Here is a 13,175-nt window from a genome sequence, read left to right as displayed (position 1 = left end):
AACCGCGCGCCCTGAAGTCTGATCACGTCCGAAGAGCCCTTCGGCTGCGCCTCACGCGGCGTCGGCCAAAGCCTCGATCTCGGTCTCGAAGGCCCATTTGATCCAGGGCATCAGCGCCGCGACATCGCTGGCTTCCACCGTGCCGCCGCACCAGATCCGCAGACCCGGAGGCGCATCGCGATAGGCACCGATGTCATATGCCACGCCTTCGGCGTCCAGCCGCTTGACCACGGCCTTGGCGAAAGCCGCGCCATCGGTGATCCGATCATCGGTGAACTTGAGGCAGACGCTGGTGTTCGAGCGGTATTCCGGCTGTTCGACCAGGAAGGCCAGCCACTCGTTTTCCGCAACGAAGGCCTGCACGGCGGCCAGGTTGGCATAGGCGCGTTCGCGCAGCCCCTCAAGCCCGCCGACCTCGCGCGCCCAGTCCAGCGCGAGCAGGTAATCCTCGACCGCCAGCATCGACGGCGTGTTGATCGTCTCGCCCACGAAAATCCCCTCGATCAGCTTGCCGCCCTTGGTCAGGCGGAAGATCTTGGGCAGGGGCCATGCCGGGGTGTAGGTCTCCAGCCGCTCGACCGCGCGGGGGCTGAGCACCAGCATCCCATGCGCCGCTTCGCCGCCCAGAACCTTCTGCCAGCTGAAGGTGGTCACATCCAGCTTGTCCCAGGGCAGGCGCTGGGCGAAGGCCGCCGAGGTGGCGTCGCAGATCGTCAGCCCCTCGCGGTCGGGTTTGATCCAGTCGCCATTGGGCACGCGCGCGCCGCTGGTGGTGCCGTTCCAGGTGAACACCACGTCATTATCCGTATCGACCCCGTCAAGATCGACGATCTCGCCATAGGGGGCCTCTTTTACCTCGGCATCGAGCTTCAGCTGCTTGACCACGTCGGTGACCCAGCCCGCGCCGAAACTTTCCCAGGCCAGCATCTCGGCCTTGCGTGCGCCCAGCAGGTTCCACATCGCCATTTCCATGGCGCCCGTATCCGAAGCCGGAACGATTGCGATCCGGTAGTCGTCGGGAATGCCGAGGACTTCGCGCGTGCCCTCGATGGCGGCCTTCAGCTTGGCCTTGCCGACGGCGGCGCGGTGGCTGCGGCCCAGGGGCGCGTCTGCCAGCTTGTCCAGTGCGAATGCGGGGGGTTTGGCGCAGGGGCCAGAGGAAAAACGCGGATTGGCCGGCCGCGTCGCCGGTTGTTGCATAGCCATTTGTGCTATCCTTCCAGATAAGCGCCCCTCGTTGGGGAGGGGTGTCCCACGCACGGAGATACGGCCAGGGGGGGCGCTTCGCAAGTGCAGAAATGACGCATCCGCGCCGCTTGGGCGATTAAATGCGACGCGTGCGGCTATTATCGGAAACCTGTGCTCCGGGCCGAGGCCGGGGGGCCAGCCCCCCGGGACCCCCCGAGGTATTTGAGGCCAGATGAAGGGGCGGGCGGGCACGTCGTCTTCTTTGAAGCTGGAACCTTGGGCGGCGCTGCGCTATGCCAAAGCCGCATCGCAATCCAGAGGCCGCCATGTATATCGCCACGCTGATCGCGCCCGCGGGCGCGCTTGATCCCGCCCTTGTCGACTCGCTGCGCAACGCATGGGGCGGGGGGGATGCGCAATGGCTTGCGCCCGACGAGGCGGCGGAATTCGCGATGGCGGTGATCCCTGCGAACCGCTGGGATGTCTGGTCCGACCTTCAGCAGCAACAGGTCGACCTGGTGGTCCAGCCCGCCGAGGGGCGGCGCAAATCCATGCTGCTGGCGGATATGGACAGCACCATGATCGAGCAGGAATGCATCGACGAGCTGGCCGAGGTCGCCGGTGCCGGCACGCATGTCAGGGAGATCACCGCGCGCGCCATGAATGGCGAGCTTGATTTCGAGGGCGCGCTGATCGAACGCGTGGCGCTTCTGAAGGGGCTGGATGCGGGCATGATCGACGAGGTCCTGGCGTCGCGCATCTCCTACATGCCCGGCGGCAAGGCCCTGGTGGCGACGATGCAGGCCAATGGCGCGCATTGCGTTCTGGTGTCGGGCGGGTTCACGGCGTTTACCGCAAAGGTCGCCGCCGATCTCGGGTTTGACGAGAACCGCGCCAACACATTGCTGATCGAAGCGGGCCGCCTGACCGGCGAGGTCGCGAGGCCGATCCTCGGGCGCGAGGCCAAGATCGACGCATTGCGCGCCATCAGCGCGCGGCGCGGCATCGGCCATGCCGATGTGATCGCGGTGGGGGACGGGGCGAACGACCTGGGGATGCTGGGCCTGGCGGGCACCGGGGTCGCGCTGCATGCGAAACCCTCGGTCGCGGCGCAATGCGACATCCGCATCAATCACGGCGATCTGACGGCGCTGCTCTATCTTCAGGGCTATGCGCGCGACGGCTTTGTCGGCATCTGACGGGCGCGCCGCTTGCGGCGGGCCGCGCGCCGCCCCATATGGGCGACAACCGGAACTCAGGCAGGCAGTCAGGCAACCATGACATCACGACAGAAGATCGGCGCCCTGATCGACAAGCGCGGCGTCCAGAATTTCATCCTTGCCGTGATCCTGTTCAACGCCGCCATCCTGGGGATGGAGACCTCGGACGAGATCATGGCCGTCGCCGGACCGCTGATCGTCACCCTGGACACGATCTGCCTTGCCATCTTCGTGATCGAGATCGCCGCCAAGATCTATGCCCGCGGCGCCGGTTTCTTCCGCAGCGGCTGGGGCATCTTCGATTTCGTGATCGTCGGCATCTCGCTCATACCCGCGGCACAGGGCCTCAGCGTCTTGCGCGCCCTGCGCATCCTGCGTCTTTTGCGGGTGCTGTCGGTCACGCCCTCGCTGCGGCGCGTGGTCGAGGGGCTGATGAGCGCATTGCCCGGCATGGGCTCGGTTTTCCTTCTGATGGGGATCATCTTCTATATCGCCTCGGTCATGGCGACCAAGCTGTTCGGCGCGACCTTCCCCGAATGGTTCGGCACGCTGGGGCGTTCGGGCTACTCGCTGTTTCAGATCATGACGCTGGAAAGCTGGTCGATGGGCATCGTGCGCCCGGTGATGGAGGTCTACCCCCACGCCTGGCTGTTCTTCGTGCCGTTCATCCTCGTGACGACCTTTGCGGTGGTGAACCTTGTTGTCGGCCTGATCGTCAATTCGATGCAGGATGCCCACCACGCGGAAGACGCCGAGAAAACCGACAGCTATCGCGATGAGGTCTTCGCCCGCCTCGAGCGGATCGAGACGCTGCTCCAGGATCGCGGCAAGCGCTGAAACAGGCCGGGTTGCTGCGCCTACTCGCCCAGTTTCGCGTGTACCTCGTCAAGGTCGATCTCGCCGATCGGCATCTTGTTGGAGGGGTCGTCGAAATCGTATTTGAACAGGTTGAAATCGCGGTGATAGATCTCGCGCATGAGGTGCATCGAGAGATCGTCGAAATAATCCTCGACCGGGTGCGCGCGCTTGGGGCCGTGGCCTTCGGATTCGTTGAAACGCGGGATCTTCTTCAGGTCGACCTTGTGCGGGGTGTTGAGCGCATCGAGAACCTGCTGCATGCCGTCGTTGAAACTCTCGGTCCAGACGATCCGGTCATACTTGCCGCCATTCACGATGAAGGTCGACACATGGCCCGACATGGCTGACCAATGGATATCGGGCTCCATCGGGCGACGCCAGCGGATGGTGTCGCGCGTGAACAGCAGGAAGCGGCGGAAGCTCTTGATCTGGTCGAATTCCTGCTTGCCGTCATCTCCGCCAACCTCGATCCCGTATTTCTGGATCAACAGCGGCACCAGCTTGCCGCGATAGCGTTTGCCGTTGCGCTGAATCCCGCAGATCTTGTCGAAAAAGCTGGACAGGATGCGGGTATAGGGATTGCGCACGCAGGTGAACGCATAGGAACTGTGGGTCTTCACATTGGCGCTTATCAGCGGCTGGCTTTCGTCGCGCGACCACTTGTGCAGCCCCTCGGTGGCGTCATGGATGTCGCCGTCGAAGAATGCCCCGTGATCCGAATAATACATGATCTGACCGATGGTTGAGCAGGCGCATTTGGGCACCACTCGGTAGACCACGCTTTCGCTTTCGGTCATCCATGTTCCGGGAAATCCCATGCCAGCCGTCTCCAAACCATGCGGCCAACGTATCGCCGCGCCTGTTACTAACCCGTTCAAAAAAGCAGAGAAAGCCTGTTTATTCAATTCCCGTTCACGTCTATCAATGTAAACGGTTCTGGCAGCTTTCGGTAATCTGTTTTCAATATGGCAAAAATCGCGTTCATACTTCTGTGTCACAAGGATCCGGACGCGATCATTGGACAGGCCCGGATGCTGACGGCGGCCGGGGACTACATGTCGATCCATTTCGACGCCCGCGCCAAACCCGAGCATTTCGCCCGCATCAAGGCGGCGCTTGCCGACAATCCCAACGTGACCTTTGCCCGCAAGCGTATCCGCTGCGGCTGGGGCGAGTGGTCGCTCGTGCAGGCCACGCTGAACGCGCTCGAGGCGGCGATCGACGCCTTTCCGCGCGCCACCCATTTCTACATGCTCTCGGGCGATTGCGCGGCGATCAAATCGGCCGCCTATACCCATGATTTCCTTGATTCACACGATGTCGACTACATCGAGAGCTTCGATTACTTCGAAAGCGACTGGATCAAGACCGGGATCAAGGAAGAGCGGCTGATCTACCGGCATTTCTTCAACGAACGCCGGCAGCCCAAACGATACTACGCCACGTTCGCGCTGCAGAAATGGCTGGGCCTGACGCGGGCGATCCCGCATGACATACAGGTGCAGATCGGCAGCCAATGGTGGTGCCTGCGCCGCCGCACGGTGGAATGGATCCTCAATTTCACCCGCACCCGGCGCGACGTGATGCGGTTTTTCCGCACCACATGGATTCCCGACGAGACATTCTTTCAGACCGTGGTGCGCCACCTTGTCCCCGAGAACGAGATTCGCACCCGCACGCTGACCTTTCTCATGTTCACCGATTACGGGATGCCGGTGAATTTCTATAACGACCATTACGATCTGCTGCTCAGCCAGGACGCGCTCTTTGCCCGCAAGATCAGCCCCGAGGCAGTCGAGCTCAAATCGCGCCTCGGCGCGCTCTATGCAGACGACACCGCGCGTTTCCAGATATCGGACGAGGGGCGCAGCCTGTTCAAGTTCCTGACCGGGCGCGGCCGGATCGGACGGCGCTTCGCCAGCCGCTTCTGGGAAACCGAAAGCACCCTTGGGCGCGATCGTGAACTGATGATCGTGGTGTGCAAGAAATGGCATGTCGCCAAGCGGCTGGTCGACCGGATGCGCAAGGTCACCAATGTCCCCGCCATCGAATACCTGTTCAACGAGGAGAACACCGCCTTGCCCGATCTCGGCGGCATTCAGGCCAGCCTTGAAAAGCGCACGCGCCACCGCCGGGCGCTGATGCGGATGCTGTTCGACTATTACGATACCGACCGGCTGATCGTCTGCATCGACCCGGCCAGCCTCGATCTGCTGCATGATTTCGCCAGCGACCGCTCGACCACGAAGATGCTCGAGGTGCAGTGCAATTTCTCGGATGAATTCCTGACCGGCCATGCCACGCGCGTCGGCCTTGCCGGTGAACAGACCCCGGCCGAGACGCTGGAACGCCTGTTGCCCACCATCCGCGGCGACATCAATTTCGAAAGCGACCGCATCCGCGACGCCGAATTCGACAACCTGATGATCCTGCGCGAGGGCGATCAGCCCGAACAGCATGCCAGCCTGATCGCGCGCTTTCTTGATATCTCCCCCGACAAGGCGCTAGAGGTTGCCCGAAGCGAGCATCTCTTTGCCGACTGAGGAACCGACGCCATGCCCTATGCCTATGACGACCAGAACATCTTTGCCAGGATCCTGCGTGGCGAGATCCCCAACGATACCGTCCTTGAAACCGAGCACAGCCTTGCCTTCAACGACATCGAGCCCCAGGCGCCGGTGCATGTGCTGGTGATCCCGCGCGGGCCCTATGTCTGCTACGATCATTTCGCGCAAGAGGCCTCGGATGCCGAGATCCTCGATTTCACCCGCGCCATCGGCGAGGTGTGCCGGATGAAGGGCGTGGCCGAAGGCGGCTTTCGCATGATCGCGAACGCGGGCGAGGCCGGTGTTCAGGAAGTGCCGCACCTGCATGTCCATATCCTTGCGGGCCGCCCTCTGGGACGGATGCTCCAGAAACCGGACTGACCCGCAAAGTCAGGGGCAGGCCTCAGGCGGCGTTCAGCGCCGCGCGGGTGCGCCCGATCGCCAGCGCCGCCTCGGCGGCCTCTCGTCCCTTCTGGGCGAAATGCGCGGCGAAGACGGCGTTGTGATGCGCCGTATCCTGGTATTGATGCGGCGTCAGCGACACCGACAAGACCGGCACGCCACTGTCCAGCCCCGCGCGCATCAGCCCGTCCACCACGGCCTGCGCCACGAAGTCATGGCGATAAATGCCGCCATCCACGACCAGCGCCGCCGCCACCACCGCGCCATAGCGCCCGGTTGACGCCAGATCCCGCGCCAGCAGCGGCATCTCGAACGCGCCGGGCACATCGAAGACATCCACCTGTTCGGGCGCGATGAGGTCATGAAACCCCTCAAGCGCGCGGTCCACGATATCGGCATGCCAATTGGCCTTGATGAATGCATAGCGGGTGTGTGTCATGGCAGGTCCCTTTCCTTGTCGACACGTCTCACCCAAGGCGCAGCACGACAGGAAGGCGCGGGGCGCGCATGATTGCCCCGCCGGTCCTGACGTTCTCTTCCATCCGGACTGTAACCGTCGGCTCTGGAGTCACACCAGATCTGCTGACCCCCGGACATGATCCATGATACCGGGGCGCTCGCGGGCTCGGGATGCGCCGGTTGGCGCGCCTCTTACCGCCGGTGGGGAATTTCACCCCGCCCTGAGAACAGCACCGATCATTTCAGCAAAGCCACGCGCTGGCAAGGCGCATGACGTGAAACGCCCGCGTCACCAGGGGCGACACGGGCGCGGGGGATCGTCGAAGCGGCGCGCGCGCGGAAGGGATGCGCGCGCGCCCTTCTCGGGCGGGCCGGGGATTACCCGCCCGATTTCTCGGGCAGCTTGCCTGCTTCCATGGCGGCGGTCAGCTCTTCTTCGGTCAGGCTGCCATCGGCATTCGTGTCGACCGCCGAGAACGTGCCGGCCTCCGCATCGGGATAGGCCTGCTGGAATTCCGACATGGTCACGGCACCGTCGCCATCGGCATCCATGTCGGCCATGTTGGCCAGTGCGGCGCCCGGCAGTGCGAGAGCGAGAGCGAAGGTTGCTGCGGTCGTTGTCTTGAACATGGGAAATGTCCTTCTTTCACGTTGTCATTGACGAGGGCGCGATTGCCCTCTGCCATGCAACGTGGGGCCGGGCGGGCCATATGTCTGCGTGCTGCGTGCTTCGCCCCCGAAATCTGCGGAAACAGGCCGGAATCATCGCTTGCGATCAGCACCTTACCGCCACTGACCATGCCGTCGCACGGCAGCGGCGGGAACCCGCCCGGCGCAAGGGCGCTTTTGCGCAAGGACCCGCAGACTCTCCGCCGCGGCGTGACAGGCGGGAACCTGCCGCGCGCCGCGCGCCGACTCAGAACAGGCCGGCGACGGGCCTGATCGTGCCGGTTTCGATTCCCCGGCAGTTGAGGATCGGCGCATTCATGAATGTGCGTGCCGCCGGATGGTCGGCGTCCAGAACCCCGAGCCGCGACAGGATCGCCGTGATCGTGCATTCCGCCGCGCGGGTGCCGCCATCGGCGCATTTCATCGCCACGCCCAGCTTGCGCCCCGGTATGATCGCGATAAAGAATCCCTCGGCCCCGGTCTTGAGCGCGACCGGCTCCTTGCAGGCGCGCATCAATTCGGTGCAGGCGCGGGCTTCTCCCGCCACCAGCTCGGGATGCTTCACCATCGCCTGCCACAGCTGCACCGCCGCGTTCTCGCGCGAGCCGCCATCCTCTTGTGCACTGGCGAACCACGCCATCGCGCGGGCCATACCCTTGAGCGAGGTCGCGAAATTGGGCGCCGAACAGCCGTCGATCCCGAAACAGGGGCTGGTCTCGGCGGTCACATCCTCGAAGGCCTCGAGGCAGGCACGCTGCATCGGGTGGTCGGGCTCCACGTAATCCGGCCCCCAGCCCATATGCTGCGTCAGCGTCAGGAACCCGGCATGTTTGCCCGAACAGTTGTTATGCACCTGGCAGGGTTGCGCATAAGCGCGGATCAGGGCGTCCCGCGCCGGTTCGTCCTTGGGCATATGCGCGCCGCAGCGGAAATCATCATCGCTCAGGCCCAGGTCCGCCAGCCACGCATTCACCCGGTCGGTATGGATCGCCGCGCCGTTATGCGACGCGCAGGCCAGCGCCAGATGCTCCGATGTCAGACCGCGCGCCTTCGCCGCGCCGCTTTCCACCAGCGGCAGCGCCTGTATCATCTTGGCCGAACTGCGCGGATAGATCACCGCATCCGGGTCGCCCCAGGCCTCCACGACCTCGCCCGCAGCGTCGCAGATCACCGCATGGCCGCGATGGATGCTTTCCACCAACGGACCGCGCAGAACTTCGGTCATTTCAACTGGGTCGGTCATCTGGGCCTCCGGTCGCTTGGTCTGTGCGGTTTTCCGCCAATTGCGTCTTTCATGTCTCGCCTGTTTCAGGCTAATATTGCTATGTCGAGTAGGAAAGGGCGGTGCAAGGCACAACTCCACCAACGGAGGGTCGCACGTCCGCAATTTGAGGCTAGGACAGCTTGGAGGCTGGACATATGGTATCACGTATCGCATGCGGCTGCGCTGGCGCATTTCTCACGCTGGCGGCAACCGGCGTATGGGCGCAGCAGGAAAGCACCAATCAGGTCGCCGCCGAAACGGCCTGGAGCGTGTTTGAAGATAACGATCCGCGCGAATGCTGGGCGGTCTCGTCCCCCACTGAAACGGTGAACACCAAGGACGGCCGCGTCGTTGCGGTCCGGCGTGGCGACATCCTTCTGATGACCTTCTTTCGCCCCGAGGCAGGGGTGAACGGCCAGGTGGCCTTCACCGGCGGTTATCCCTTCGCGGGCGGCTCCACCGTCACCGTCACCGTGGACGGCGCCGAATTCGAGATGTTCACCGAGGGCGAATGGGCCTGGCCCGCCAACACCTCCGATGACGCCAAGATCATCGCCGCAATGAAACGTGGCGCGGATGCGGTGCTTACGGCGCGCTCATCGCGCGGGACGACCACCAAGGATACGTTCTCGCTTCTGGGATATACCGCCGCGATGGAAGAAGCCCAGAAACGCTGTCAGTAGCGTTCTGCCGTCATTCCGGCCCGCTCAGTCCCGCGGTGCGGCCGCGCGGCTGAGCCGGTCATTGATCGCGGCACCGAGCCCGGTCTGCGGGATCGGCGACACCGCGATCACCGTCGCGCCGCGCGCATCGAGCGCGTGCAGGTGATGAAACAGGTTCGCCGCCGCCTCGCGCAGATCGCCGGTTTCCGACAGGTTCAGATCACACTCGACCGGGCCGAAACCCAACAGCAGCTCGCCCTCGCGCCTGTCGTCTGCATTGAGCCGCACCCCGGCTCCCGGCGCATAATGCGATGCCAACTGTCCCGGCGCGCTGATCTTGCCGTCGGCTTCGCCCCGCAGCACCGGCGCGCCCAGAACCGCTTCGATCTCCTCGCTGGCGATGCCGCCGGGACGCAGCACCACGGCCTGCGTCGTGCCATCCGGCCCGTCCCTGAACCCCAGGATCGTCGATTCCACGCCGACCCCGCAGGCCCCGCCATCCATGATCGCCTCGATCCGCCCGCTCAGCCCCTCGGCCACATGCCGCGCACAGGTCGGGCTGATCCGCCCCGACGGATTGGCCGAAGGCGCGGCCACCGGCCCGCCGAAAGCCTTCAGCAGATCGCGCGCCACCGGATGCGCGGGCACCCTGATCGCCAGCGTCGCAAGCTCCGCCGTCACCAGCGGCGACAACCCGGAACCCGCCCTGAGCGGCAACACCAGCGTCAGCGGCCCCGGCCAGAACGCCTTTGCCAGCCGCGCCGCGTGTTCGGGCCATTCCACATAGGTCCGCGCGGTCTCGGCGCTGTTCACATGCACGATCAGCGGATTGAACCGTGGCCGCCCCTTTGCCTCGAAGATACCGGCCACGGCGCGGTCGTTGCGCGCATCCCCGCCCAGCCCGTAAACCGTCTCGGTCGGAAACGCGACCAGCCCGCCATCGCGCAGAATCTCGGCGGCGCGCGCATGGCCGGTCTCGTCGGGGGCAAGGAGTTCGGTGATCGGGCTCATGCGATTTTCTGACGTGGCGTTCGGGTTGCTGGCAGAGGCGGCGCGGGTAGGCTAGGCTCGGACGCAATGCATATAGGGGCGCAGCATTTATGCCAAGCCGCCCCAACGCACAAGGACAGGAGGAAGGGTGATGCCATATCGCGCACCCGTTCAGGATTACCAGTTCATTCTCGATCACGTCGTCGGCCTCTCGCGGGTCGCCGCCACGGACCGCTTTGCCGAGGCCACACCTGACATGACCGCCGCCATTCTGACCGAGGCGGGCCGCATGTGCGATACCGTTCTCGCGCCACTGCAGCGCGCAGGCGATCTTCACCCGGCGCGGCTCGAGAACGGCGTCCTGCGCAGCTCGCCGGGTTTCGCCGAGGGCTACAAGGCCATCGCCGAAGGCGGCTGGGTGTCGATCGCCGCCGACCCTGAATATGGCGGCATGGGCCTGCCGATGGCCCTCACCGCCTCGGTCAACGAAATGATGAGCGCCGCCTGCCTGTCGCTGCAACTTCACCCGCTGATGACCCAGGGCCAGATCGAGGCGCTGGAGCATCACGCCAGCGACGAGTTGAAGGCGCTCTACCTGCCCAAACTGGTCAGCGGCGAATGGGCCGGCACCATGAACCTGACCGAATCTCAGGCCGGGTCGGATGTCGGCGCGCTCGCCACGCGGGCCGAACCGAATGGCGATGGCAGCCACGCGATCACCGGGCAGAAAATCTATATCAGCTGGGGCGACAACGACTTTTGCGAGAATGTCTGCCACCTCGTGCTGGCCCGCCTTCCGGGGGGCGCGCCTGGAACCAAGGGGATCAGCCTCTTTCTGGTGCCCAAGTTCATTCCCGATGAAAACGGCGCGCCGGGGCGCGCCAATGACCTTTCGGTCGTCAGCCTCGAACACAAGATGGGCCTGCATGGCAGCCCGACCTGCGTGATGCAGTATGACGGCGCGACCGGCTGGCTGGTGGGGCGCGAACATGACGGGATGCGCGCCATGTTCACCATGATGAACAACGCCCGCCTTGGGGTGGGCGGGCAGGGCATCGGCGTCGCCGAAGCCGCCTTCCAGCACGCCCTGGCCTATGCGCAGGAGCGCAGGCAGGGCCGCAGCCCGATCGAGGACGGCACCGGCACGATCATCGACCACGCCGATATCCGCCGGATGCTGACGGTGATGAAGGCCGAAACCTTCGCCGCGCGCGCCATTGCGCTCGATTGCGCCGTCGCCATCGACATGGAAACCGCTACCGAGGCGCCCGAATGGGCGGCGCGCGCGGCGCTTCTCACCCCCATCGCCAAGGCCTTCGGTACCGATACCGGCATCAAGGTCGCCGATCTTGGCGTGCAGGTGCATGGCGGCATGGGCTATATCGAGGAAACCGGCGCCGCGCAGTATCTGCGCGATGTGCGCGTCACCGCGATCTACGAGGGCACCAACGGGATTCAGGCGATGGACCTTGTCGCCCGCAAGCTGATGGACGATGGCGAGGCCGCGCATGCGCTTCTCGACGAGATCGAAGCGCGCGCAGAAGCCGCCCGCGCCCGCCTTCCCGACCTTGCCGAGCCGGTTTGGCAGGCCTCCGAAACCCTGCGCGAGGCGCTCGACTGGATGCTTGCGGCCACCGATCCCAACCAGCGTTTCGCCGGGGCCACGCCCTTCCTTGCCGGTTTCGCCCGGGTGCTCGGCGGGCATTACCACCTTGCCGCCGCGATGGCCGAGGACAGCGCCGGCGCACGAACGCATCTCGCGCGATTCTACATCACCCGCCTCCTGCCCGAACATCAGGGCCTGCTGGCCCATGCCACCTCCGGCGCCGACGGGCTCTATGCGCTTTCGCCAGAGGATCTTTCGGCCTGATGGATGGCGCCGCGGAACCCCTGCGCTACCCCTGGCGCGAGTCCCCGGACGAGGGCGAGGCGATCACCGTCGCCCCCGGCGTGCTGTGGATTCGCCTGCCGTTGCCGATGGCGCTCGATCACGTCAATGTCTACGCCCTCGACGAGGGCGACAGCTGGACCGTCGTCGATACCGGAATCCAGTCCGCCCGCAGCACCGCTCTCTGGGAAAAACTGCTGACCGGCCCGCTTCAGGGGCGGCCCGTGTCGCGCGTGATCCTGACCCACCACCACCCCGACCATATCGGCATGGCGGGCTGGCTGATGGAGCGTTTCGGCGCCGAACTCGTAGCCACCCGCACCGCCTGGCTTCTGGCGCGGATGCTCATCCTCGATGTCGAGCAACGCCCCAGCGATCAGGCGCTGGCCTACTGGCGCCGCGCCGGAATGGACCCCGCGATCTACGAGGCGCGCAAATCCGCGCGACCGTTCAATTTCGCCGATAGCTGCCACCCGATCCCGGTGGGCTATACCCGCGTGAAACAGGGCGACACCCTGCGCGCGGGCGGGCGCGCCTGGGATGTTCACATCGGTCACGGCCACGCGCCAGAGCACCTGACCCTCTGGAGTCGGGATGACAATCTCGTGATCGCCGGCGATCAGATCATCGCCTCGATCAGTCCCAATCTGGGTGTCTATCCGACCGAGCCCGATGCCGACCCGGTGGGCGAATGGCTCGAATCCTGTGGCCGGCTGGCGGCGCTCGCGCATGAGGATCACCTCGTGCTCTCGGGCCATAAACTGCCGTTCACCGGCCTTCCCGTGCGGATGCGCCAGCTGATCGAAAACCACCACGGCGCGCTGGATCGCCTGCGCCTGCATCTCGCCAGCCCCAAAACCGCCGCCGAATGCTTCGCGCCCCTCTTCAAGCGCCGAATCGACGAAGGCACCTACGGGCTGGCGCTGGTCGAGTCGGTTGCGCATCTCAATCACCTGTATCACGCTGGCGAAGTGACACGCAGCACGCGCGCCGCCGATGGCGCGTGGCTCTGGCAGGCGAAAGGATAGG

General features: G+C 64.9%; 13 protein-coding genes and 1 riboswitch. Of the genes, 7 read left to right on the top strand and 6 right to left on the bottom strand.

Features of this window, described 5'->3' with window-relative positions:
* Positions 1 to 51: 51 nt before the first annotated feature.
* A complete protein-coding gene (locus ROH8110_RS09345) occupies positions 52 to 1,206 on the bottom strand; it encodes a phosphoserine transaminase (protein ID WP_085817478.1) in 1,155 nt (384 codons plus the stop codon).
* Between the two features lie 308 nt (positions 1,207 to 1,514).
* On the opposite strand from ROH8110_RS09345, the gene serB reads away from it, so the two are divergent.
* Both serB and ROH8110_RS09335 read left to right on the top strand, forming a co-directional pair.
* The gene (gene serB, locus ROH8110_RS09340) at positions 1,515 to 2,387 is read left to right on the top strand and encodes a phosphoserine phosphatase SerB (protein ID WP_085817477.1); all 873 of its coding nucleotides are present in this window, start codon (positions 1,515 to 1,517) and stop codon (positions 2,385 to 2,387) included.
* Between the two features lie 78 nt (positions 2,388 to 2,465).
* The gene (locus tag ROH8110_RS09335; RefSeq protein WP_085817476.1) at positions 2,466 to 3,245 is read left to right on the top strand and encodes an ion transporter; all 780 of its coding nucleotides are present in this window, start codon (positions 2,466 to 2,468) and stop codon (positions 3,243 to 3,245) included.
* 20 nt (positions 3,246 to 3,265) lie between these two features.
* On the opposite strand, the gene ROH8110_RS09330 is transcribed toward ROH8110_RS09335, so the two are convergent.
* Complete coding sequence (locus ROH8110_RS09330; RefSeq protein ID WP_085817475.1) at positions 3,266 to 4,084, bottom strand: sulfotransferase family protein; 819 nt, start codon at positions 4,082 to 4,084, stop codon at positions 3,266 to 3,268.
* A 147-nt stretch (positions 4,085 to 4,231) separates the two neighbouring features.
* On the opposite strand from ROH8110_RS09330, the gene ROH8110_RS09325 reads away from it, so the two are divergent.
* Positions 4,232 to 5,809, top strand: coding sequence for a DUF5928 domain-containing protein (locus tag ROH8110_RS09325; protein ID WP_085817474.1), 1,578 nt, complete (start codon positions 4,232 to 4,234; stop codon positions 5,807 to 5,809).
* A 12-nt stretch (positions 5,810 to 5,821) separates the two neighbouring features.
* Complete coding sequence (locus ROH8110_RS09320; protein WP_085817473.1) at positions 5,822 to 6,193, top strand: HIT domain-containing protein; 372 nt, start codon at positions 5,822 to 5,824, stop codon at positions 6,191 to 6,193.
* 22 nt (positions 6,194 to 6,215) lie between these two features.
* On the opposite strand, the gene ROH8110_RS09315 is transcribed toward ROH8110_RS09320, so the two are convergent.
* From ROH8110_RS09315 to ROH8110_RS09305, 3 genes are all read right to left on the bottom strand, one after another.
* The gene (locus ROH8110_RS09315) at positions 6,216 to 6,653 is read right to left on the bottom strand and encodes a 6,7-dimethyl-8-ribityllumazine synthase (RefSeq protein WP_085817472.1); all 438 of its coding nucleotides are present in this window, start codon (positions 6,651 to 6,653) and stop codon (positions 6,216 to 6,218) included.
* 87 nt (positions 6,654 to 6,740) lie between these two features.
* Positions 6,741 to 6,906: riboswitch (FMN riboswitch) on the bottom strand.
* A 145-nt stretch (positions 6,907 to 7,051) separates the two neighbouring features.
* Positions 7,052 to 7,303: an EF-hand domain-containing protein gene (locus tag ROH8110_RS09310; RefSeq protein WP_085817471.1), complete on the bottom strand. Its 252-nt coding sequence runs from the start codon at positions 7,301 to 7,303 to the stop codon at positions 7,052 to 7,054.
* A gap of 286 nt (positions 7,304 to 7,589) precedes the next feature.
* A complete protein-coding gene (locus ROH8110_RS09305; RefSeq protein ID WP_085817470.1) occupies positions 7,590 to 8,585 on the bottom strand; it encodes an asparaginase in 996 nt (331 codons plus the stop codon).
* A gap of 176 nt (positions 8,586 to 8,761) precedes the next feature.
* Here ROH8110_RS09305 and ROH8110_RS09300 point away from each other — a divergent pair, with 176 nt between their 5' ends.
* Positions 8,762 to 9,289: an invasion associated locus B family protein gene (locus tag ROH8110_RS09300; protein WP_245962808.1), complete on the top strand. Its 528-nt coding sequence runs from the start codon at positions 8,762 to 8,764 to the stop codon at positions 9,287 to 9,289.
* A 24-nt stretch (positions 9,290 to 9,313) separates the two neighbouring features.
* Here the strand turns inward: ROH8110_RS09300 and ROH8110_RS09295 are convergent, their stop codons facing one another.
* Positions 9,314 to 10,279, bottom strand: a complete 966-nt coding sequence (locus ROH8110_RS09295) for an L-threonylcarbamoyladenylate synthase (RefSeq protein WP_085817469.1) — start codon at positions 10,277 to 10,279, stop codon at positions 9,314 to 9,316.
* A 130-nt stretch (positions 10,280 to 10,409) separates the two neighbouring features.
* On the opposite strand from ROH8110_RS09295, the gene ROH8110_RS09290 reads away from it, so the two are divergent.
* Positions 10,410 to 12,128 carry an acyl-CoA dehydrogenase gene (locus tag ROH8110_RS09290; RefSeq protein WP_085817468.1) on the top strand — a complete coding sequence of 573 codons (1,719 nt, stop codon included), beginning with the start codon at positions 10,410 to 10,412 and terminating at the stop codon, positions 12,126 to 12,128.
* The gene (locus tag ROH8110_RS09285) at positions 12,128 to 13,174 is read left to right on the top strand and encodes an MBL fold metallo-hydrolase (protein ID WP_085817467.1); all 1,047 of its coding nucleotides are present in this window, start codon (positions 12,128 to 12,130) and stop codon (positions 13,172 to 13,174) included. The genes ROH8110_RS09290 and ROH8110_RS09285 overlap by 1 nt, the downstream gene beginning before the upstream one ends.
* Position 13,175 lies beyond the last annotated feature (1 nt).

Origin of the sequence: Roseovarius halotolerans, assembly GCF_900172255.1 — a bacterium.
In the GTDB taxonomy this organism is placed as follows: domain Bacteria; phylum Pseudomonadota; class Alphaproteobacteria; order Rhodobacterales; family Rhodobacteraceae; genus Roseovarius; species Roseovarius halotolerans.
Note: the sequence above shows the minus strand (reverse complement) of the source record. Positions and strands in the feature narration are given on the sequence as shown.

Excerpts from the sequence above, each read along its gene's own strand:
- ROH8110_RS09300 (WP_245962808.1), top strand. The coding sequence starts at position 8,762 with ATGGTATCACGTATCGCATGCGGCTGCGCTGGCGCATTTCTCACGCTG.
- ROH8110_RS09335 (WP_085817476.1), top strand. The coding sequence starts at position 2,466 with ATGACATCACGACAGAAGATCGGCGCCCTGATCGACAAGCGCGGCGTC.
- ROH8110_RS09330 (WP_085817475.1), bottom strand. The coding sequence starts at position 4,084 with ATGGGATTTCCCGGAACATGGATGACCGAAAGCGAAAGCGTGGTCTAC.
- ROH8110_RS09325 (WP_085817474.1), top strand. The coding sequence starts at position 4,232 with ATGGCAAAAATCGCGTTCATACTTCTGTGTCACAAGGATCCGGACGCG.
- ROH8110_RS09290 (WP_085817468.1), top strand. The coding sequence starts at position 10,410 with ATGCCATATCGCGCACCCGTTCAGGATTACCAGTTCATTCTCGATCAC.
- ROH8110_RS09295 (WP_085817469.1), bottom strand. The coding sequence starts at position 10,279 with ATGAGCCCGATCACCGAACTCCTTGCCCCCGACGAGACCGGCCATGCG.
- ROH8110_RS09345 (WP_085817478.1), bottom strand. The coding sequence starts at position 1,206 with ATGGCTATGCAACAACCGGCGACGCGGCCGGCCAATCCGCGTTTTTCC.
- ROH8110_RS09285 (WP_085817467.1), top strand. The coding sequence starts at position 12,128 with ATGGATGGCGCCGCGGAACCCCTGCGCTACCCCTGGCGCGAGTCCCCG.
- ROH8110_RS09310 (WP_085817471.1), bottom strand. The coding sequence starts at position 7,303 with ATGTTCAAGACAACGACCGCAGCAACCTTCGCTCTCGCTCTCGCACTG.
- ROH8110_RS09305 (WP_085817470.1), bottom strand. The coding sequence starts at position 8,585 with ATGACCGACCCAGTTGAAATGACCGAAGTTCTGCGCGGTCCGTTGGTG.
- ROH8110_RS09315 (WP_085817472.1), bottom strand. The coding sequence starts at position 6,653 with ATGACACACACCCGCTATGCATTCATCAAGGCCAATTGGCATGCCGAT.
- ROH8110_RS09320 (WP_085817473.1), top strand. The coding sequence starts at position 5,822 with ATGCCCTATGCCTATGACGACCAGAACATCTTTGCCAGGATCCTGCGT.
- serB (WP_085817477.1), top strand. The coding sequence starts at position 1,515 with ATGTATATCGCCACGCTGATCGCGCCCGCGGGCGCGCTTGATCCCGCC.